This is a genomic window from Bradyrhizobium sp. BRP23, assembly GCF_020194135.1.
Lineage (GTDB): Bacteria > Pseudomonadota > Alphaproteobacteria > Rhizobiales > Xanthobacteraceae > Bradyrhizobium > Bradyrhizobium yuanmingense.
Genome location: NZ_JADYVW010000003.1, coordinates 109,368 through 128,838, shown reverse-complemented (window position 1 = coordinate 128,838; position 19,471 = coordinate 109,368). Strand labels below are relative to the sequence as shown.

19 protein-coding genes are annotated in these 19,471 nt (G+C 64.1%); 11 read left to right on the top strand and 8 right to left on the bottom strand.

The window, feature by feature from the left end; translation table 11 throughout:
- Positions 1-91 precede the first annotated feature (91 nt).
- The 3 genes from I6F24_RS08660 (at position 92) to I6F24_RS08650 (ending at position 2,898) form a co-directional block, all read left to right on the top strand.
- Entirely contained in the window at positions 92-523 is a 432-nt protein-coding gene (locus I6F24_RS08660; RefSeq protein WP_225149558.1) for a hypothetical protein, read from the top strand.
- A gap of 211 nt (positions 524-734) precedes the next feature.
- Positions 735-1,952 (top strand): FAD-dependent oxidoreductase, encoded by a 1,218-nt coding sequence (locus tag I6F24_RS08655; protein WP_225149559.1) that lies wholly within the window; start codon positions 735-737, stop codon positions 1,950-1,952.
- A gap of 178 nt (positions 1,953-2,130) precedes the next feature.
- Positions 2,131-2,898, top strand: coding sequence for an outer membrane beta-barrel protein (locus I6F24_RS08650; protein WP_225149560.1), 768 nt, complete (start codon positions 2,131-2,133; stop codon positions 2,896-2,898).
- 111 nt (positions 2,899-3,009) lie between these two features.
- Here I6F24_RS08650 and I6F24_RS08645 read toward each other — a convergent pair whose 3' ends face one another.
- The 4 genes from I6F24_RS08645 to parE all read right to left on the bottom strand — a co-directional run bounded on the left by I6F24_RS08645 (position 3,010) and on the right by parE (position 7,443).
- Positions 3,010-3,780 (bottom strand): glucose 1-dehydrogenase, encoded by a 771-nt coding sequence (locus I6F24_RS08645; protein WP_035999947.1) that lies wholly within the window; start codon positions 3,778-3,780, stop codon positions 3,010-3,012.
- Between the two features lie 21 nt (positions 3,781-3,801).
- Positions 3,802-3,987 (bottom strand): hypothetical protein, encoded by a 186-nt coding sequence (locus I6F24_RS08640; protein ID WP_036000069.1) that lies wholly within the window; start codon positions 3,985-3,987, stop codon positions 3,802-3,804.
- 189 nt (positions 3,988-4,176) lie between these two features.
- A complete protein-coding gene (locus I6F24_RS08635) occupies positions 4,177-4,959 on the bottom strand; it encodes a porin family protein (RefSeq protein WP_225149561.1) in 783 nt (260 codons plus the stop codon).
- 441 nt (positions 4,960-5,400) lie between these two features.
- Positions 5,401-7,443: a DNA topoisomerase IV subunit B gene (parE, locus tag I6F24_RS08630; protein ID WP_035999934.1), complete on the bottom strand. Its 2,043-nt coding sequence runs from the start codon at positions 7,441-7,443 to the stop codon at positions 5,401-5,403.
- Between the two features lie 274 nt (positions 7,444-7,717).
- Here parE and I6F24_RS08625 point away from each other — a divergent pair, with 274 nt between their 5' ends.
- On the top strand, positions 7,718-8,248 hold the full coding sequence (locus I6F24_RS08625; protein WP_035999932.1) for a DedA family protein: 531 nt from the start codon (positions 7,718-7,720) through the stop codon (positions 8,246-8,248).
- A 53-nt stretch (positions 8,249-8,301) separates the two neighbouring features.
- On the opposite strand, the gene I6F24_RS08620 is transcribed toward I6F24_RS08625, so the two are convergent.
- Complete coding sequence (locus I6F24_RS08620; protein ID WP_035999929.1) at positions 8,302-9,297, bottom strand: MBL fold metallo-hydrolase; 996 nt, start codon at positions 9,295-9,297, stop codon at positions 8,302-8,304.
- 391 nt (positions 9,298-9,688) lie between these two features.
- Between I6F24_RS08620 and I6F24_RS08615 the strand changes: the two genes are divergently transcribed.
- Complete coding sequence (locus I6F24_RS08615; RefSeq protein ID WP_036022937.1) at positions 9,689-10,354, top strand: FMN-binding negative transcriptional regulator; 666 nt, start codon at positions 9,689-9,691, stop codon at positions 10,352-10,354.
- On the top strand, positions 10,351-11,334 hold the full coding sequence (gene argC, locus I6F24_RS08610) for an N-acetyl-gamma-glutamyl-phosphate reductase (protein WP_036022938.1): 984 nt from the start codon (positions 10,351-10,353) through the stop codon (positions 11,332-11,334). The genes I6F24_RS08615 and argC overlap by 4 nt, the downstream gene beginning before the upstream one ends.
- A gap of 116 nt (positions 11,335-11,450) precedes the next feature.
- On the opposite strand, the gene I6F24_RS08605 is transcribed toward argC, so the two are convergent.
- Complete coding sequence (locus tag I6F24_RS08605; protein WP_035999918.1) at positions 11,451-11,849, bottom strand: MAPEG family protein; 399 nt, start codon at positions 11,847-11,849, stop codon at positions 11,451-11,453.
- A gap of 121 nt (positions 11,850-11,970) precedes the next feature.
- Positions 11,971-13,779: a class I poly(R)-hydroxyalkanoic acid synthase gene (phaC, locus tag I6F24_RS08600; RefSeq protein ID WP_036022939.1), complete on the bottom strand. Its 1,809-nt coding sequence runs from the start codon at positions 13,777-13,779 to the stop codon at positions 11,971-11,973.
- On the opposite strand from phaC, the gene I6F24_RS08595 reads away from it, so the two are divergent.
- From I6F24_RS08595 to glpX, 5 genes are all read left to right on the top strand, one after another.
- Positions 13,766-14,020, top strand: coding sequence for a hypothetical protein (locus I6F24_RS08595; RefSeq protein WP_085972048.1), 255 nt, complete (start codon positions 13,766-13,768; stop codon positions 14,018-14,020). The genes phaC and I6F24_RS08595 overlap by 14 nt on opposite strands.
- A 12-nt stretch (positions 14,021-14,032) precedes the next feature.
- Complete coding sequence (locus I6F24_RS08590) at positions 14,033-14,308, top strand: hypothetical protein (RefSeq protein ID WP_036022940.1); 276 nt, start codon at positions 14,033-14,035, stop codon at positions 14,306-14,308.
- A 228-nt stretch (positions 14,309-14,536) separates the two neighbouring features.
- The gene (locus I6F24_RS08585) at positions 14,537-15,757 is read left to right on the top strand and encodes an LL-diaminopimelate aminotransferase (RefSeq protein WP_035999902.1); all 1,221 of its coding nucleotides are present in this window, start codon (positions 14,537-14,539) and stop codon (positions 15,755-15,757) included.
- A 28-nt stretch (positions 15,758-15,785) separates the two neighbouring features.
- The gene (locus tag I6F24_RS08580; protein WP_036022941.1) at positions 15,786-17,102 is read left to right on the top strand and encodes a homoserine dehydrogenase; all 1,317 of its coding nucleotides are present in this window, start codon (positions 15,786-15,788) and stop codon (positions 17,100-17,102) included.
- Between the two features lie 144 nt (positions 17,103-17,246).
- The gene (glpX, locus tag I6F24_RS08575) at positions 17,247-18,248 is read left to right on the top strand and encodes a class II fructose-bisphosphatase (RefSeq protein WP_036022942.1); all 1,002 of its coding nucleotides are present in this window, start codon (positions 17,247-17,249) and stop codon (positions 18,246-18,248) included.
- A 64-nt stretch (positions 18,249-18,312) separates the two neighbouring features.
- On the opposite strand, the gene I6F24_RS08570 is transcribed toward glpX, so the two are convergent.
- Complete coding sequence (locus tag I6F24_RS08570; protein ID WP_225149562.1) at positions 18,313-19,335, bottom strand: hypothetical protein; 1,023 nt, start codon at positions 19,333-19,335, stop codon at positions 18,313-18,315.
- Positions 19,336-19,471: the final 136 nt, after the last annotated feature.

The following is a 19,471-nucleotide window of genomic DNA, read 5'->3' as shown; positions in this document are numbered from 1 at the left end:
CGCCAAAGTCCTGAGACGCGAAGCTCGCTTCCCCCGCGGAAGGAACAACTCCTGCCGGGCTGGATTGTCTGCCAAACCAGGGAGACGATCCATGATCCGTAAATCCATCCTCGTCACGATCGCTTGTGCTGCGCTTTCGACGGCCGCCCTTGCTCAAGGAGGCGGTGGTGGCGGAGGCGGTGGTGGTGGCGCAGGTGCGGGTGCCGGTGCCGCGGCAGGCACGGGGGCCGGCGGAGCCAGCGGCGGATCTGCGGCCTCATCGGGTGCCGGAATGGGGACGTCACCTAGCAGTGCCAATTCCGGGCCGTCGGCTCCCTCCGGCATGGGAACGCAGGGCACCACCACAGGCGCCAACATCAACACCAATAACAGCCCGACCAATCCCAACGTTCAAGCGCCGACTGCCGCCGGCAAGTCGCCCACGGCAGCTCAGGCCGAGCGAAACATGGGTGCGGGGCGTGCTCCGAATGGGGTGCCGATCGGCAGTCCGGGGTCCGGGACCAGCAACGAGGATCAGAAATAAACGAACGCGATTGTCACGGAAGGCCCGCACGAAGCGGGCCTTCCATTTGGCGCCGGTCTGCTGCTCCCAACCGGCATTGATCCACCTGCGCGCTGCATGATTAGGACTGTCTTTGACCTGAATCGCGCTAGTATCGGCGGACATCGCTTCATCGATACTCACCTCGCGGTTCGCGTCTGCAGTGACACCCAACCCACAATCTGACAGGACCATGAAAGTCCGCTGCTGCATCGTCGGCGGGGGACCTGCCGGCATGATGCTCGGTTACCTTCTGGGACGCGCCGGCATCGACGTCGTGGTGCTGGAGAAGCATGCGGATTTCTTCCGCGACTTCCGCGGCGATACCGTGCATCCGTCGACGCTTGAAGTGATGGATGAGCTCGGCCTGATCGACGGCTTCCTGAAGCTGCCGCACCAGCGCCTGCAAAAGATGGACGGCCTGTTCGGCGGCACGCCTGTGCGCATTGCCGATCTCAGCCGGCTCCATACCAAATACCCCTTCATCGCCTTCATGCCGCAATGGGACTTCTTGAATTTTCTGCGCGAGGCGGGCAGGCGCTTTGCCTCGCTCGAGGTGATGATGAGCACGGAGGCGATCGATCTGATCCGCCGCGGCGAGACGATCGCCGGCGTGCGGGCGAAGACGCCTGAGGGCATCATCGACATCGAGGCCGATCTCACCATCGCCTGCGACGGCCGGCATTCGACGGTGCGCGAGCGCGCCGGCCTTAGCGTCGAGGAGATCGGCGCGCCGATGGACGTGCTGTGGTTTCGCGCCGGCCGCACACCCGAAGAGACCGAGAACGTGTTCGCGCGGGTCGAGCCCGGCAAGATGATGATCACCTTCGACCGCGGCGATTATTGGCAGTGCGCTTATGTCATCGCCAAGGGACAGTACGATGCGGTGAAGGCGAGGGGACTTTCGGCGCTGCTCGACGACGTCGTGCGCATGGCGCCGATCCTCCGCTCCGGCACCGCCGAGGTGAAGAGCTTCGACGACGTCAAGCTGCTCACCGTCGCGATCAACCGTCTGACGCGCTGGACGCAGCCAGGCCTGTTGTGCATCGGCGACGCCGCGCATGCGATGTCGCCAATCGGCGGCGTCGGCGTCAATCTCGCCGTCCAGGATGCGGTTGCGACCGCGAACCTCCTGGCGGACAAGCTGCAGCATGGCTGCCCGTCCGAGCACGAGCTCGATGCCATCAGGCGCCGTCGCGCGTTCCCGGTGAAGATGACGCAAGCTATGCAGGTGGCCGTGCAGAACAACATTATCAGCGGCGCCCTGCAGGGCGGCGATCGGCCGCTGAAGGTGCCGCTGGTCGTGCGCCTCATCACCGCGCTGCCATGGCTGCAGGGCATTCCGGCACGCCTGCTTGCGCTCGGTGTGCGGCCCGAGCACGTGCATTTGCGCGCCGCGCCGCAATCCTAGCGGAGGACTTCGGTAGGGATAACGCGGCGTGAATTCGCGCGCGATGCGTTGCACGCTTGCAACATCGCCATCGGATTCACGGCGCGATGCGGGCCCAACCGCCACGTTAACCGTGTTGATTTCAATTTTAGTAAGAGCCGTCTGTGACCGTGCGTCCATCAAGGACACGGGGTGTACCATGCGTAATAAGTTGATTGCCGCCTTTGCCTGCACGACGGCTCTGGTTTCGACCGGTGCGGCCTCCGCCGCCGATCTCGGTGCGCGTTACACGAAGGCGCCCGCCTATGTCGAGCCGCTTTTCAACTGGACCGGCTTCTATGTCGGCGGCCACATCGGTGGCGCATGGACCAACCAGCACTTCATCAACAACGGCACCGGCGCGGCGTTCGGCGATCTGCTGCCGGGAGAGGGCTATCGCCAGCGCAACGCGGGCGTCATGGGCGGCGCGCAGATCGGCTACAATTGGCAGGCCAACAATTACGTGTTCGGCGTGGAAGGCACGATTTCGGGTCTCGACAACAAGGGCTCGTTCACGAACACCGTGTTTGGCGCCGCGGATGACGTGTTCTCCTGGCGTACCAACGTGCTCGCGACCGTGGTCGGGCGCGCCGGCTTCGCCGTGCAGAACAACCTCTTCTACATCAAGGGCGGCTATGCCGGCGCGAACAACCGCCTCTCGGTCACCGACACCGTCGGTGTGGCGACGGGCTCGGGCGGACAAACCCATTGGGCCAACGGCTGGACCGTCGGCGCCGGCTGGGAATACGGCGTCACCCGCAACTGGATCGTCGGCCTCGAATACAATTACGCGGCCTTCACCAGCCAGACCTATCAGCTCGGCGGCACCTCCGGAAACTACACCTTCGATGCCAAGCCGCGCGACATCCAATGGGCCGTGGTGCGCGCGAGCTACAAGTTCGACGCACCCACCATCGCCCGCTACTGAGCACGTCGACGCAACGCGACCAACGATCAAGAAAAGCACTGTCTCAATTCAAAAGCCCCGGCGTCGTCCGGGGCTTCTTTTTTGCGTTGTTGGATGGCGGGCAGGCCGGCTTCAGGCCATCACCGAGAATCCGCCGTCGACCGGGATCGCCGTACCCGTGACGAAATTCGACGCGGGCGATGCCAGGAACACGGCGATGCCGGCGAAGTCGTCGATGTCGCCCCAGCGCCCCGCAGGCGTGCGCGCCAGCACGCGCTCGTGCAGCCCCGAGACCTGCTGTCGCGCGCCGCGGGTGAGATCGGTGTCGATCCAGCCCGGCAGGATGGCGTTGACCTGGATGTTGTCGGGCGCCCAGGCATTGGCGCAGGCGCGGGTGTACTGCACGATGCCGCCCTTGCTGGCCGCATAGGCGGTCGCGAAGCTTGCGCCGAAGATCGACATCATCGAGCCGATGTTGATCACCTTGCCGTTGCCGGATGCCTTCAGCGCCGGATAGGCCAGCTTCGAGCACACGAAGGCGCTGGTGAGGTTGGTGTCGATCACCTTGTTCCACTCGTCGAGCTCGAGCTCGTGCGGCGGCTTGCGGATGCTCATGCCGGCATTGTTGACGAGGATGTCGATGCGGCCGAGCTCCTTGACGACACGGTCGATCATGGCTGCGACCGCCGCCTTGTCGGTCACGTCGGTGGCGACGGCGATCGCCTTCACGCCGCGCTGTCTGAGATCGGCCACGGCGGCGGCGGACTTGCTCTCGTTGCGTCCGACCACGGCGATGTCGGCGCCGGCATCGGCGAGGCCGCGCGCCATGCCGAGCCCGATGCCGCCATTGCCTCCCGTGACGATCGCGACCTTGCCGCGGAGATCGAACCGGCTGGATGTCATGCTTGGATTCCCTGGTTTCTTCTATTGGTTGCTCTGCCAGATCAGCACCAGCCCGAACCCGGCCATGGCTGCGCCATAGCCGGCCCAGTGCAGCTGGTTGACCATGAAGCTCGATCGCGGCCACGGAACCGTGCCCGTGCCCTGTCCGATCCAGAGCAGCCCGAGAGCGGTTGCAAACAGGCCTGCCACCAGCAGAAATCTGCGCATGCCTTCCTCCCATCGGTCCGCTTCTGTCGCGCTCCACGGCATCAACGACTGCCGCAGCCACGAAAACTTGCCGACAGACTAGCCGTAGCTCTGGTACGGATACAATGGGCCGTGGCCGCAAGGACGCTAGGCCCAAAACGAAAAAGCCCCGGCGATGCCGGGGCTTTGACGCTTGATCGTGCGATCAGATCAGTACTTCGCGACGACCGGACCGGTCCAGTTGAAGCGGTAGACCAGCGAGGTCGAGATCGTCTGGTTCCAGCTGTTGGCGCGCACGCTGTTGATGGTCGGGAGGTCGCCGATATCGGTGCGGATAGCCTCAGTCTTGGCATTGTAGAAGGCCGAACGGTACTCGGTCTTCATGAACCAGCCGGGCGAAGTGATGCCGAAGATGTTCAGGCTGTTCTCGACGCCGCCGCCGATGAACCAGCCGTGACGATCGTAGCCATTGAGGTGAACACCGGCCGGGGTACCGCCGAGCGTCGTGAAGTTGGTGCGGCCGAAGTGAGCGCCGGAGTAACCGCCGTTGACGTAGGAGAGAACGTTCGGAGCGACCAGCCAGCCGAGGCGCACGCCCGCCGCCCAAGAGGTTTCCAGCTTCTGGTTACCAGTGATGTCGAAGGTCGGATCCTGGATGGTGGAGCGGATGCTGCCGAACTGAGCGTCGCCAAACACACCGGCGACCCAGGTGCCGCTGAACTGCCAGTCGTAACCAGCGCCGACCGTACCAAACCAACCGGAACCGCCCTGACGCTGGGTGATGGTCAGCGGGGTACCCGTGGCGGTGTCGACAATCTGCTGGTCAGCATTGGAGAGGCCGCCGCCGCCGCCGCCGAAGACGTAGAAGCCGGTCCAGTTGGCGACGGGCGCCGGCATCGGGGCCTTCGCGTAGGGACGGGCGCCCAAGTCGGCAGCCGAGGCCGTGCCGGTCATCGCCGCAACCGCGGTCAGAGCGAGCAATGTCTTCTTCATTTTAAATCCCCAAACCTTGTCGGCGCGAGCGCACTGAAGTCCGTGTCATCTGATGACCGGACTATAGACGGTTCTTGCCGAAATGCTGTTGCCGGACAGGCACAGTCGCCGGAAAACGCCGGTGTGGGGGTATTTTGCGGCGGCCTCGCCCAGATCTAGAAAAATTGTTATGTTTCAAGGCCTTGACCGAATTCTGGCGACTCGATTTTGAGTAAGGTTTCGTTAGCAAATTCGGTTTTGTCCGAGACGGAGGCAATCCTGCTCCCGGCCGCAGCATCCGCTGAGGCGCTCGCCGAGTCGCCGCGAGACGAATCCGGAAAGCAACGAAGATCCCGGCAGCACACAAGGCAAACTGGTCCGAAACGGCGGCCGCTGCCCCAAAGACACAGCCCCGGCTTTGGGCCGGGGCTGTGTTGGCGTGCAGCCGGTCTGGTTGCCGCCTCAAACGTCCAGCAGCTCGTCGCTGGCAAACTCGGCCTTGTCCGAGATGAAGGCAAAGCGCGCCTCGGCCTTGGTGCCCATCAGCCGCTCGACCGAGTCCGCCGTGGTGTCGCGGTCGTCGGCCAGCAGCACCACCTTGAGCAGCGTCCGCCTGGCCGGGTCCATGGTGGTCTCCTTGAGCTGCGCCGGCATCATCTCGCCGAGCCCTTTGAAGCGGTTCACCTCGACCTTGGCGTTGGCGTTGAACGCGCTCTTGAGCAGCGCCTCCTTGTGCGCGTCGTCGCGGGCGTAGACCGACTTGGAGCCGTGGGTCAGCTTGTAGAGCGGCGGCACCGCGAGGAAGAGATGGCCTTCGTCGATCAGCCGCGGCATCTGGCGATAGAAGAAGGTGATCAGGAGCGAGGCGATGTGGGCGCCGTCGACGTCGGCGTCGGTCATGATGATGATGCGCTGATAGCGCAGATCCTCCTCGCGATATTGCGCGAGCGTGCCGCAGCCGATCGCCTGCACGAGGTCGGAGAGCTGCGCGTTCGCCGTCAGCTTGTCCTTGCCGGCGGAGGCGACGTTGAGGATCTTGCCGCGCAGCGGCAGCACGGCCTGGGTCTTGCGGTCGCGCGCCTGCTTGGCGCTGCCGCCGGCCGAGTCGCCCTCGACGATGAACAGCTCCGAGCCCTCGGTGCCGGCATCGGTGCAGTCGGCGAGCTTGCCGGGCAGGCGCAGCTTCTTGCCGGCCGTCTTGCGTGCGGTCTCCTTCTCCTGCCGCCGCCGCAGCCGCTCCTCGGCGCGGTCGATGACGAAGTCGAGCAGCCGGTTGGCCATGTTCGGATTGCCCGACAGCCAATGGTCGAACGGGTCCTTCATCGCCTGCTCGACGATGCGCTGCGCTTCGGCGGTGGCGAGGCGATCCTTGGTCTGGCCCTGGAATTCGGGCTCGCGCACGAACACCGAAAGCATCACGGCGGCGCCCACCATCACGTCTTCCGAGGTGACGGAGGCGGCGCGCTTGCCCTGGCCGACGCGCTCGGCGTGATCCTTCAAGCCGCGCAGCAGCGCGCTGCGCAGGCCGGATTCGTGGGTGCCGCCGTCGGGCGTCGGCACGGTGTTGGTATAGGAGGAAAGGAAGCCGTCGGCATCCGCGGTCCAGGCCACCGCCCATTCGCAGGCGCCGTGCGCGCCGTTGCGTCCCGACTTGCCGGAGAAGATGTCCGGATGCACCAGCGTGTCGGCGTGGATCGCGGCAGCGAGATAGTCCTTGAGGCCGCCCGGGAAGTGGAACGTCGCTTCCGCCGGCACGTCCTCTACGCCCTTGAGCAGCTCGGGCGCGCAGTTCCAGCGGATTTCGACGCCGCCGAACAGGTAGGCCTTCGAGCGCGTCATCTTGAACAGGCGCTGCGGCTTGAACGCGGCCTTCTGCCCGAAGATGTCGGTGTCGGGCTTGAAGCGCACGCGCGTGCCGCGGCGGTTGTTGACCTTGCCGAGGTCCTCGAGCTTGCCCTTGGGATGGCCGCGCTCGAAGGTCATGCGGTAGAGCTTCTGGCTGCGCGCGACCTCGACCTCGAGACGCGAGGAGAGGGCGTTCACCACGGAGATGCCGACGCCGTGCAGACCGCCCGAGGTCTCGTAGACCTTGCTGTCGAACTTGCCGCCCGAATGCAGCGTGCACATGATGACTTCGAGCGCCGACTTCTTCGGGAATTTCGGATGCGGATCGATGGGGATGCCGCGGCCGTTGTCGGTGACGGTCAGGAAACCGTCCGCACTCAGCTCGACTCCGATGAAGGTCGCATGCCCGGCCAACGCCTCGTCCATCGAGTTGTCGATGACTTCGGCGAACAGATGATGCAGCGCCTTCTCGTCGGTGCCGCCGATATACATGCCGGGCCGGCGCCGCACCGGTTCCAGCCCCTCGAGCACCTCGATGTCGGCTGCCGTGTAATCGGCTTCCCCCCCACTGCGCGGCGCCGCCTTGACGGCTGTGCGGGGCTTCGGCTCGTCACCGCCGAAGAAATCGTCTTTTGCTTTTGGCTTCAACTGCTTGGACATATATCTTGATGGGTTTTGAGGGCCGCAGAAGCGGCGAATCGGTTAAGCCGACTATGCCACTTCTGACTTGGAAAGGTTACCGTAGGGCGGACTGGGCGCTGTGGGTTGGGAGCGAATCCGGGCGATTTTACGCCGCAGCCTCGCCATTTCCCGGCAATTTGACGTGCCGGCTTGGTGATGTCTGGGTTTTGTGACTTGATGTCACACAAGTCCTTGGCTTACCAGTCCTTTTCATCGAGCAGCACCTTGAGACGGGGCGGGAAGGCTATTTTGGATGGAGCAGTTTGCGCACGCCCTCACTGACTTCGTGCGCGTTCACCAGGCTTGGGCAGCGCCAATCGTGTTCGTGCTGGCCTTCGGAGAGTCGCTCGCCTTCATCTCGCTGCTGGTCCCGGCCTGGGGCGCGCTGGTGGCAATCGGTGCGCTGATCGGGGTCAGCGGCATCAACTTTTTTCCGGTCTGGATTGCCGGCGCCCTCGGCGCGGCGCTGGGTGACTGGGTCTCCTACTGGTTCGGCTACCGCTACAAGGAGAAGGTCGCCGAGATGTGGCCGCTCTCGCGCTATCCGGGACTGCTCCCCAGAGGCGAGGCTTTCGTGCGCAGCTGGGGCGTCCCCAGCATTTTCATCGGGCGCTTCTTCGGACCCCTGCGCGCCTCGGTGCCGCTCGCGGCCGGCATCTTCGAGATGCCCTATTGGACCTTCCAGGCGGCCAATTTCGTCTCGGCCCTGATCTGGTCGGCCGTGCTCCTGCTGTTCGGCGACGTGCTCGCCAAGATCATGGAATGGATCTGGCGGGTGATCTGACCGGGCAACGGGGCCGCCCGGTCAGGGCGTCAGGCCAAGCCTTCTAAGCAAGCCTACAGCGATGCGTTCCAGATCGCGGGGATCCAGCGATATCCGGAGCCGTCCTTCTCGACCCGGACGAGACCGGGGAAGGCGGCGTGGAAGGCCTGGATCGGCATCTTCTCGGCAATCGCCATGTCGTAGAGCTTGCGGCGCGTCTGCTGGGCCAGCGGTTTGTCGACGTCGGATGCGATGTTCCATTCGGGATGCTTCACGAACAGGAACGCTGCGCCCGCGGTGATATCCACCTGCACCAGCACCTTCTCGGCGCCGGAGGCGACGATGAAGGAATTGTGGCCCGGCGTGTGGCCGGGGCTCGCCACCGAGGTGATCCCGGGCGCGACTTCCTTGCCGGCCTCATATTGCGTGACCTTGCGGCCCAGGGCATCGAACACGCGGCGGATGTTCTTGAAATTGTTCTCGAGGATCGGATTGCCCATCCCCTTGCTCATCTCGCCGTCATCCATCCAAAACTTCCATTCCACCGCCGGAACCATGATCTCGGCATTGGGGAAGGCGGGCTTGTTCTCGGCCGCCAGCAGGCCGTTGATGTGGTCGCCATGGAAATGGGAGATGATGACAGTATCGACCGCCGCGCGATCGATACCGGCGGCGGCGAGATTGTTCTGGAATTGGCCGACCTTGCCCTTCGACTGCGTGAACTGGTCGGGACCGAGCCCGGTATCGATGACGACGAGCTTCGGTCCGGTGTTGACCACGACCGGGTTGAAGGTGTGGGTGACCTTGTCGGCTGGCAGGTGGTGCTCGGCGAACACTTTGTTGATGTCATCCTTGCTGGCGCCGGCGGCGTAATTGTCGGTCAGATTGACGGTCGCAACGCCATCGCAGACCACCGTGACCTGGTGGGTGCCGACATTGTAGCGATAGAAGCTCGCATTCTGCTTCTCGGCCAGCGGCGCGGCGGCGCCCGCGGGCGAAATCTTCACGAAAGGCAGGAGCGCCGATGCGGCGGCGCCGGCTAGCGTTGCGCGACGAGTAATCTCGGTCATGGTGATGTCCTGAGGCTGGGTGCGAACGGCTCGGGGCCGGCGAAGAGGTTGTGTCCCGCCGGTCGTTCTCGAAAACCCCTACTTCTAGTGGAAATTCCACGGCGGGCCGATGACATCTGTGCGCGTCCTGCCGTCGCGCGTGCGGCATCCTGCCGTCCCACTGAACCGATTTGCTCTTGACCATGGAACCAGCGGGCATTATAGCCGCGCGCCATGATCAACGCCGCGACCATTCTGTTCGCCCGTCGCCGCCGCCGCAGCTTAGCGGTTTGGGCGGTCGATCGCGTTTGAGATCATCGTCTTTGCCGCTGGACCCGATCCGCGGCATCCTCTCTCCTGTCAGCGCGATCTGATCCGGCGGTCCCCCGAGGAGGCCCAGCAGGAGACCACGATGTACACGCCACCCTTTTTCAAGCAGGACCGCGCCGCGAGCCTGAAATTCGCCGAGGAGCGCGGCTTCGGCACGATGTGCGCCTTCGATGGCAAGCGGCCGATCGCCTCGCCGTTGCCGTTCTATTTGACCTATGCCGCAGATGGCACGCCGCAGGCTGCCTTTCATCTCGCCCGTCACAATCCGCTGCTAAAGCTGGCGGGCGGCGAGGCGTCGTGGCTGCTCGCGGTCAACGGCCCGGATGCCTATGTATCGCCGGACTGGTACGTCTCGCCGGATCAGGTTCCGACCTGGCTCTACCAGTCGGTGCATCTGAGCGGGCCGGTTCGGCTGTTGTCGGATGACGAGCTGGCGCTGCAGCTCGAGGTGCTCAGCGCCAAGTTCGAGAGCTGGCTGCTGCCGAAAAAGCCGTGGACGTCGGCCAAGATGACGGCGGGTCGGCTGGAGACGATGAAAAAAGGGATCGTTGGGCTGGTCATGACCGTTGAGGAGGTCGAAGGCAGCTTCAAGCTGAACCAGCACAAGTCGGAGGCCGATTATGCAGCGATCGCGAATGCGCTTGACGGCGGCGATGCCGATGCCAAGCGGATCTCACAATTGATGCGGCAGGCAAGGCCGCAGGTTTTCGCAGACGACACGAACATGCTCGAAGGGAGCGCATCATGAGCCTCGCTGACACCACCAAAGCTCCGGCCACCAGCGCGGCAAAGAAGCCGGCCACCGTCTTCGTCGATGGCGGTTCCGGTACCACCGGCCTCGGCATCAATGAGCGGCTGAAGCTCCAAAGCGACGTCGCGGTGAAGACCATTGCCGACGACAAGCGCAAGGATCCCGCGGCCAAGAAGGCGCTGATGGAGGAGGTGGATCTCGTCATCCTCTGCCTTCCCGACGATGCCGCCAAGGAAACCGTTGCCCTGGTCGACGGCATGGGGGCTCACGCGCCGAAGGTGCTGGATGCCTCGACCGCCTACCGGGTCGCGCCGGACTGGGCTTACGGCTTTGCGGAGCTGACGCCGGACCAGGCCGGCAAGATCAAGGCCGCGAAGAAGGTCTCCAATCCCGGCTGCTATCCGACCGGCGCGATCGCGCTGCTGCGGCCGATCGTCGATGCCGGCCTGCTGCCGCCTGATTATCCCGTCACCGTCAACGCGGTGAGCGGCTATTCCGGCGGTGGCAAGTCGATGATCGCAAGCTTCGAGGATGGCAGCGCCCCGTCCTTCGAGCTCTACGGCCTCGGCTTCGAGCACAAGCATCTGCCGGAGATGCAGCTCTATTCGAACCTGACGCGGCGGCCGATCTTCATTCCCTCGGTCGGCAACTACCGGCAGGGCATGCTGGTCTCGGTGCCGCTCCAGCTCGACACGCTGCCGGGCAAGCCCGGCGGCGCCGACCTGCAGGCGGCGATGGCAAAACGTTACGCCGGCTCGAAATACGTGAAGGTGATGCCGCTGCAAAACGAGGCGAGCAAGGGCGGCCGGCTCGAGCCGGAGGCGCTCAACGAGACCAACATGCTCGAGCTCTACGTCTTCGCCAGCGACAAATATCACCAGGCGCTATTGGTCGCCCGGCTCGACAATCTCGGCAAGGGGGCATCCGGCGCAGCCGTGCAGAACATGCGGCTGATGCTCGGCCTGCCGGAGGAGTGAGGCAGGCCTCTATCCTCCGTCATTGCGAGCGAAGCGAAGCAATCCAGAGCTTCCACCGCGGAAATAGTCTGGATTGCTTCGTCGCAAGGGCTCCTCGCAATGACGTGGAAAGTGCTTCAAACCACCCTGAAGATCGCCAGCACCAGCACGGCCTGGGCGAAGAAGCCGACGGTGAAGGCGAGGGTGCGGAACACCGGAATTCCGAGCGCATAGACGATGATGTGCGCGATGCGCGACCAGAAATAGACGGCGCAGGCGAGCACCGTCCATTTCGTGGAATAGTCGATCGCGTTCAGGATCAGCACCAGCGGGGCGAAGATGACGAGGTTCTCGACCGCGTTGTCATGGGCGAACATCAGCCGGTTGGCCCACTCCGCCTGGGGCTTGTCGCCGCGCGAGGGGTTGGCCATGGCGCCGCTCAGCCCGCGAACCTGGCAGCGGTTGATGATGTAGGGAACCCACAGAACTCCCGTCAGGATCACCGTCAGTGTCAGCCAGAACAATTCGCGTGTCATAGTGCCGGTCCCTGTGTCGTCGCTGGATTGAGGATAGAGCATGATCCGGAAAAGTGAGTAGCGGTTTTCCGAAAAGATCATGCTCAAACAATTAGTCTATACGAAAGCGCGCCGCATTCCGCTACGCGCGAACTCTGACATAGCTGCCGGGCGCGTCCTCGATCGGCGGGAATGCGTCGCTGCCGACCGCGCGCGCCGGGACTTCCTCGGGGTCGAGCTCGCCCAGCCACTCCCGCCAGTCCGGCCACCACGAGCCCTTGTGCTCGGTGGCGCCCTTCATCCACTGCGCGACGCTGACGTTCTTGATGTTGTCGTTGGTCCAATACTGGTACTTGTTCGCGGCAGGCGGATTGACCACGCCCGCGATGTGGCCCGAGCCGGACAGCACGTATTTCACGGGGCCGCCGAAGAACTGCGAGCCGTAGAGCACCGATTCTGCGGGCGCGATGTGGTCCTCGCGGGTGGCGAGATTGTAGACCGGCACCTTCACCTTGGAGAGATCGAGCAGGGTGTTGTCGAGCGCCATCGTGCCGGTGGAGAGCCGGTTCTCCAGGTAGCAATTGCGCAGGTAATAGGAATGGTTGGCCTGGGTCATCCGTGTCGCATCGGAGTTCCAATGCAACAGGTCGAACGCGCTCGGCTGCTGGCCTTTCAGATAGTTGCTGACCACGTAGGACCAGATCAGGTCGTTGGAGCGCAGCATGTTGAAGGCCATGGCCATCTTCGAGCCTTCGAGCACGCCGGCAGTCTTCATGTCCTGCTCGATCGCGGCGATCTGCTCCTCGTCGACGAACACGAGCAGATCGCCGGCATGAGTGAAGTCGACCTGGGCCGCGAAGAACGTCGCGGACGACACGCGCTGGCGGCGCTTCTCGGCGAGCCAGGCCAGCGTGGTCGCGAGCATCGTGCCGCCGACGCAATAGCCGGCGGTGTGCACCTTCATCTCGCCGGTGATCTTCTCGATCACGTCCATCGCCGTGAGCGGGCCTTCCTTCATGTAGTCTTCCCAGCCCTTGTTGCCGAGCCGCTTGTCGGGATTGACCCATGAGATCACGAAGACGGTGATGCCCTGGTCGACGCACCACTTGATGTAGGATTTCTCCGGCTTCAGATCGAGGATGTAGAACTTGTTGATCCAGGGCGGCACGATCAGGAGCGGGGTGCGCAGCACCTTCTCCGTCGTCGGCGAATACTGGATCAGCTGCATCATCTCGTTCTGGTAGATCACCTTGCCCGGCGTCGTCGCCATGTTGACGCCGACGACGAGATTGTCCGGATTGGACTGGCGGATCTTCAGCATGCCCTTGCCGGCGGCGATGTCCTCGGCCAGCATCTTCAGGCCGCGCGCGAGGTTCTCGCCGCTGGACGCCACCGTCTCGCGCAGCACTTCGGGGTTGGTCAGCACGAAGTTCGACGGCGAGAGCGCGTTGGTGACCTGCTGGACGTAGAACTCGGCCTTGCGGCGCGTGTGCGGATCGAGCCCTTCGGCGTCGCGCACCAGCTCCTGCGCCCATTTGGTCGTGAGCAGATAGAGCTGCATGACGAAGTCGAAGAACTGGTTCGACTTCCATTCCGGATCGGCAAAGCGCTTGTCGCGGGGCGAGGGGGCGATCGCGGGCTCGGCGTCCTGACCGGCCATGCGACGCACCGCCGAGCCCCACAGGTCGAGATAGTCCTTGGCAAGCTTGGTCTGGAGATCGGACGAGCGGGACGTGTCCGACAGCCAATATTCGGCGACCGACGTGAACGTCTTGACGACCTCGGCAAGCTCGGCCGGCGGGCGGTCCTGCACCTCGCCGCTCTCGCGCGGCTTGAGATAGGCGGCGAGCGCCTTGCCGCCGCTCTCCATCGCCCGCGCGACGTTCATCGCAAAGGCTTCGGCGTCGAACTTCGTCTCGGGTTTCGGCGTATCGGTCGTGGCCATACTCATGGGCAGAACAGTAACGATTCATTCCGTATTCGTCACCGCGAAGCTCGCAGGTTTGACGTTAAACGCTCTCGAAGATGTGTTGCACTGCGACAAATCTTCTTGGTTCCGTCACAATCGGGCCGCACGGCTCGGTTTGTTGGGCATCGGCTGTTTTCTTGCTCTAACCATTTTGGGCAGCAATGGTTTGAGCTTGGGCACGGTCTTGGGTAAGCTTGCCCGGGCCGTGCTTTGGGACGAGTAGGGGATTTCCCAAGTGTTGGCGTTATGGGACCTGCAAAAGACGCTGCCGATCTGCGGCGCGGTGCTGATGGCGGCGCTCGCCCTGGGCGGGTGTTCGAGTCAACTCGCGGATCTGGCGCCCGCGGATGCGCCGCCGCGTACCAGGGAGCCCGGGAGCTATCTGCCCGTGCACGATCTGCCCCCGGATCGCGATCAGGCGATCATCCCGCTGGAGCAGCGCGCCAAGATCGAGGCCGAGCTCGCCGCCGCGCGCGATCGCCAGGCCGCTGCCGCCAAGGACGCCAAATAGGCCCGTGGCCGCGAGACCGGCAAGGTAATCGCTGGCGCCTCCGCTTTGCCGTGCTAAAAGACCTCGGTTCAGCCTGGAGTCAGGGCGAACGACTTCAATCTTCGTTGCCGACGATTGCTCTAAGTATTTGATTTTGAGTAATTTTCGCGATGGAGCCTGAGTGCTTTCGTGCCGGCCCTCGCGGCCTGTCGATTCTGTCCTGACCGGTTGCCCGGAGCCCAGAGAGCCATGGAAGAATTTTACCGCATTCGCCGCCTTCCGCCTTACGTGTTCGAGCAGGTCAACCGGGCCAAGGCGGCTGCGCGCAATGCCGGCGCCGACATCATCGACCTCGGCATGGGCAATCCGGACCTGCCGGCGCCGGCGCATGTGCTGGACAAGCTGAAGGAGACGCTCGGCAAGCCGCGCACCGACCGCTACTCGGCCTCGCGCGGCATCCCCGGGCTGCGCCGGGCCCAGGCGGCCTATTACGCCCGCCGCTTCGGCGTGAAGCTGAACCCCGACACCCAGGTCGTGGCGACGCTGGGTTCGAAGGAAGGTTTCGCCAATGTGGCGCAGGCGATCACCGCGCCGGGCGACGTCATCCTCTGTCCGAACCCGAGCTACCCGATTCACGCCTTCGGTTTCTTGATGGCGGGCGGCGTCATCCGCTCGGTGCCTTCGGAGCCGACGCCGCAATTCTTCGAGGCGGCGGAGCGGGCGATCGTGCATTCGATCCCCAAGCCGCTCGCGCTCGTCGTCTGCTATCCCTCGAACCCGACCGCCTATGTCGCGAGCCTCGACTTCTACAAGGACCTCGTCGCCTTCGCGAAGAAGCACGAGATCCTGATCCTGTCCGATCTCGCTTATGCCGAGGTCTATTTCGACGAGAGCAACCCGCCGCCCTCGGTGCTGGAGGTGCCGGGCGCGATGGACTGCACCGTCGAGTTCACCTCGATGTCGAAGACCTATTCGATGGCCGGCTGGCGCATGGGCTTTGCAGTCGGCAATGAGCGCGTGATCGCCGCGCTCGCCCGCGTCAAATCCTATCTCGATTACGGCGCGTTCACGCCGGTGCAGGTCGCGGCGACCGCCGCGCTGAACGGCCCCGACGATTGCATCAAGGAGATGCGCGACACCTACCGCAAGCGCCGCGACGCGCTGGTGGAATCGTTCGGCCGGGCGGGGTGGGAAATCCCGGCGCCGGAGGCCTCGATGTTCGCCTGGGTGCCGCTGCCGGAAGCCTTCCGCAGCGTCGGCAGCATGCAGTTCGCGACCCTGTTGGTGGAGAAATCCGGCGTCGCGGTCTCGCCCGGCGTCGGCTTCGGCGAGCATGGTGAAGGATATGTCCGCATCGCCATGGTGGAAAACGAGCAACGGATCAGGCAGGCCGCGCGCGGCGTCCGCCGCTTCCTTGAAAGCGGCATCGAAACGTTGCACAACGTGGTTCCTCTCGCCAATCGGCGGTAATTCTCTTCTGCAGGTTTTCTGAAGTATCATGGTCGCACCGCTGAAAGTGGGCATAGCGGGGCTCGGCACCGTGGGTGCCGAGGTTATCCGCTTGATCGAAACACAGGCGCGCGTGCTCGCAGGGCGCAGCGGCCGGGGCATCCGCGTGGTTGCGGTCACAGCGCGTTCGAAGGCGAAGAAACGCGGCATCGACCTGCGCGGCTTCGATTGGGCGAAGGACCCGATCGCGCTCGCCACGCATCCGGAGGTCGATTGCTTCGTCGAGCTGATGGGCGGCGCCGGCGATCCCGCGCTGTCGGCGGTGGACGCTGCGCTCGGTGCCGGCAAGTCGGTCGTCACAGCCAACAAAGCGCTGCTCGCCAAGCACGGCCTCAAGCTGGCCAAGGCGGCTGAAAAGCACGGCGGTGCGCTGAATTTCGAGGCAGCGGTCGGCGCCGCGATCCCCGTCATCAAGACGTTGCGCGAAGGGCTTGCCGGAACCGGCGTCAACCGCGTCTACGGCATCCTCAACGGCACCTGCAATTACATCCTGACCCGGATGGAGCAGGAGGGCCTGTCCTTCGCCGAATGCCTCAAGGATGCCCAGCGGCTCGGCTATGCCGAGGCCAATCCGTCCTTCGACGTCGACGGCCACGACACCGCGCAGAAGCTCGCCATTCTCGCCAGCCTCGCTTTCGGCACGAAAGTTGCTCAAAGTGCGGTGTATGTCGAAGGCATCTCATCCATCGCGCCGGAAGATCTTCGCGCCGCCGACGATCTCGGTTATCGGCTCAAACTGCTCGGTGTTGCCGTTCGCACCGCCAAGGGCATCGAGCAGCGCGTGCACCCGACCATGGTGCCGAAATCCTCCTCGATCGCGCAGGTGATGGGCGTCACCAATGCGGTCACGATCGATGGCGAAGGCATTCCGCCGATCACGCTGGTCGGCCCCGGCGCGGGCGGTGCCGCGACCGCATCCGCCGTCGTCGCCGACATCGCCGACGTCGCGCGCGGCATCCGCGCCAATCCGTTCGGCCGGCCCATCGGGCAGCTGCGCGACACCAAGAAGGCGCCGATGGAGCGTCACGAGGGCGGCTATTACATCCGCCTGCTCGCACGCGATTTCCCCGGCACTGCGGCCGCGATCGCGACGCGGCTTGCCGAGCAGAAGATCTCGATCGAGTCGATCGTGCAGCGTCATCCCAATGGCGGCGCTGCGCCCACTGACGGCAAGGCTGTTCCGGTGCCCGTCATCCTGATCACCTATGCCACGCACGAGGATGCCGTGCGCCGTGCGCTCGCCGCCGTGCAGAAGGACAAGGTGATCAGCGGACGGCCGCAGGTGATCCGGATCGAGAAGAACTAGAGCATGACCTCGGAAAAGTCTGAGCGGTTTTCCGGAAAGGTCATGCTCAAGCCATAAGGCGGTCGTTCGTTCGAACGAACACCGGGCGTTGTGAGTTGATGTGGACGGAGATTTCCGTCCCAAACGTTTCGAAGGAGTAAGCCGATGTCGACCCATATTGAAGTCCCCCCGCACGCCTTGCTCGAGCGCATTCTCACGCTGGAGATCGTGCGGGTGACGGAGCGGGCGGCGGTGTCGTCGGCGCGGTTGCGCGGCCACGGCAACGAGAAGGCGGCCGACCAGGCCGCCGTCGACGCCATGAGGCGCGAGCTCAACAAGCTGCCGATCCAGGGCACCATCGTGATCGGCGAGGGCGAACGCGACGAGGCGCCGATGCTTTATATCGGCGAGCAGGTCGGCCTCAAGGCAGGTCCCGAGGTCGATATCGCGGTCGACCCGCTCGAAGGCACCACGCTGTGCGCCAAGAACATGCCGGGCTCGATCGCCACCATGGCGATGGCTGACGGCGGCACGCTGCTGCACGCCCCCGACGTCTACATGCAGAAGCTCGCGATCGGCCCCGGCTACGACAAGGGCGTCGTCGATCTCGATGCCTCGCCGGCCGACAATGTCCGCCGCCTCGCCAAGGCCAAGGGCGTGAAGCCCGAGGGCATCACCGTTCTCGTGCTCGACCGTCCGCGCCATGCCGACATCATTTCGAGCGTGCGCTCGACCGGTGCGGCCGTACGCCTGATCACCGACGGCGACGTTGCCGGCGTCATCCATTGCGCCGACCCCGACAACACCGGCGTCGACATGTATCTCGGCACCGGCGGTGCACCGGAAGGCGTGCTCGCCGCCGTGGCGCTGCGCTGCATCGGCGGCCAGATGCAGTGCCGCCTCATCCTCGATTCCGAGGAGAAGCGCGAGCGCGCCGCCAAGATGGGCGTCAACGATCCCAAGATGATCTACGGCATCGAGGACATGGCACGCGGCGACTGCCTGTTCGCCGCCACCGGCGTCACCACGGGCTCGCTGCTCTCAGGCGTCAAGTTCCGCAAGGACGGTGTGATCGAGACCGAGACGGTGGTGATGCGCTCCGTCACCGGCACCGTGCGCTACATCAAGGCCGAGCATCGCGAGCTGGCAAAGTTCCATCTGGATTGAGGCCGCGGTCATCCGCGCGCGATTGCTCGGCGCTTTGGTCGCAGACGGATCCGTCGTCTGTCTGCTATGGGCTGCGATGCGGTGCCGGGGCGAACATGTGCAGGTCGCGCAACATCAGAGCCAGCATGACGGCCCCCTGGAGCTGCCCAACCTCATCGGCCCAGGGCTGAAGAATGGACTTCGCGGTCGCCATGTCTCCGCGCGCGAGCGCGCTGCGCGCGTTTATGTCGGCCTCGGCATAGGTGTCAGTTGCAATCATACGGGACAGCGCCTGCGCGAGGCCTTCATCGAAGCTCTCCAGGCGTACTTCGGAGACGTAGTGATCAGGCTTGAGACCGATTTTGTTTCTTGGATGCGCCGGATCGAAATGCCCAACCTTTGCCAGCATGATCAGCAGAGGATGATTTCCGGCGATGGAAGGAGGAATGATCGGATAGGTCCTGATTCTCCCCGATCGATCATCAAGAGATGAGAAGGAGATGACCGGCCCAAGGTTGAAGCGCGACTTGCGATGGAGCACAGCAACGCGATGGTCGATCTCGGAGTCCGGTTTGAACACCTCACCGTTCTTGAAGCTCGCGTCGGGGTCGGCATCGATGAGAAATGCCGAGAGCTGGGCAACCCGGCCGGTGACGGTGCGTTCGTCAAGCCCGTCCACCTCAAACTCGATCTCTCGTCCAGCGAACGCGGACAATCCGAGCGTATAAGCTCCCAGGGTCTTGCCGGAACGGAAGGGGACGATGTCCATCCACAATCCGAACGGCTGATCTGGATACGCCTCGAACGCGCGGCTTGACTGCTCCAGCCACATCTCGGGGGAACGGCCGATTTTTCCGTCCCAGATGACGGCGACAACATTAGGCAGTGCCGCAACCACGGCACCCACAAAGGCGGTCGTGAGGTACGTATTCTCGGCAAAATCCAGCGCTTTCGTTTCCGTATTGCCTTCGGCAGAGCCCATCGGCGCGACCACGAGGTGCGCACGATGGCGTCGAGCGGCGTGGAAAGCTTCCGGCCACAGCCAGGAAGCCCGCTCCCACAATTGCTGATCGAAAGGTATCGGCGCAGGCATCAGGAGGATCGTCATGAGATGATCTCCTGCGCGGATGAACAGGGGACCGTCAGCACCGTCGCTCGGTGCGAAGGTGCTACGGTTCCAGCGTATGTCGGCATGACGAACGCGTAAGAACTGGATCAAAGCCTCCTCGTCCGGGAGGCGGGCA

Bases quoted from the DNA above. Each gene is read 5' to 3' on its own strand.
- I6F24_RS08660 (WP_225149558.1), top strand. From the start codon at position 92: ATGATCCGTAAATCCATCCTCGTCACGATCGCTTGTGCTGCGCTTTCG.
- I6F24_RS08655 (WP_225149559.1), top strand. From the start codon at position 735: ATGAAAGTCCGCTGCTGCATCGTCGGCGGGGGACCTGCCGGCATGATG.
- I6F24_RS08650 (WP_225149560.1), top strand. From the start codon at position 2,131: ATGCGTAATAAGTTGATTGCCGCCTTTGCCTGCACGACGGCTCTGGTT.
- I6F24_RS08645 (WP_035999947.1), bottom strand. From the start codon at position 3,780: ATGACATCCAGCCGGTTCGATCTCCGCGGCAAGGTCGCGATCGTCACG.
- I6F24_RS08640 (WP_036000069.1), bottom strand. From the start codon at position 3,987: ATGCGCAGATTTCTGCTGGTGGCAGGCCTGTTTGCAACCGCTCTCGGG.
- I6F24_RS08635 (WP_225149561.1), bottom strand. From the start codon at position 4,959: ATGAAGAAGACATTGCTCGCTCTGACCGCGGTTGCGGCGATGACCGGC.
- parE (WP_035999934.1), bottom strand. From the start codon at position 7,443: ATGTCCAAGCAGTTGAAGCCAAAAGCAAAAGACGATTTCTTCGGCGGT.
- I6F24_RS08625 (WP_035999932.1), top strand. From the start codon at position 7,718: ATGGAGCAGTTTGCGCACGCCCTCACTGACTTCGTGCGCGTTCACCAG.
- I6F24_RS08620 (WP_035999929.1), bottom strand. From the start codon at position 9,297: ATGACCGAGATTACTCGTCGCGCAACGCTAGCCGGCGCCGCCGCATCG.
- I6F24_RS08615 (WP_036022937.1), top strand. From the start codon at position 9,689: ATGTACACGCCACCCTTTTTCAAGCAGGACCGCGCCGCGAGCCTGAAA.
- argC (WP_036022938.1), top strand. From the start codon at position 10,351: ATGAGCCTCGCTGACACCACCAAAGCTCCGGCCACCAGCGCGGCAAAG.
- I6F24_RS08605 (WP_035999918.1), bottom strand. From the start codon at position 11,849: ATGACACGCGAATTGTTCTGGCTGACACTGACGGTGATCCTGACGGGA.
- phaC (WP_036022939.1), bottom strand. From the start codon at position 13,779: ATGAGTATGGCCACGACCGATACGCCGAAACCCGAGACGAAGTTCGAC.
- I6F24_RS08585 (WP_035999902.1), top strand. From the start codon at position 14,537: ATGGAAGAATTTTACCGCATTCGCCGCCTTCCGCCTTACGTGTTCGAG.
- I6F24_RS08580 (WP_036022941.1), top strand. From the start codon at position 15,786: ATGGTCGCACCGCTGAAAGTGGGCATAGCGGGGCTCGGCACCGTGGGT.
- glpX (WP_036022942.1), top strand. From the start codon at position 17,247: ATGTCGACCCATATTGAAGTCCCCCCGCACGCCTTGCTCGAGCGCATT.
- I6F24_RS08570 (WP_225149562.1), bottom strand. From the start codon at position 19,335: ATGACGATCCTCCTGATGCCTGCGCCGATACCTTTCGATCAGCAATTG.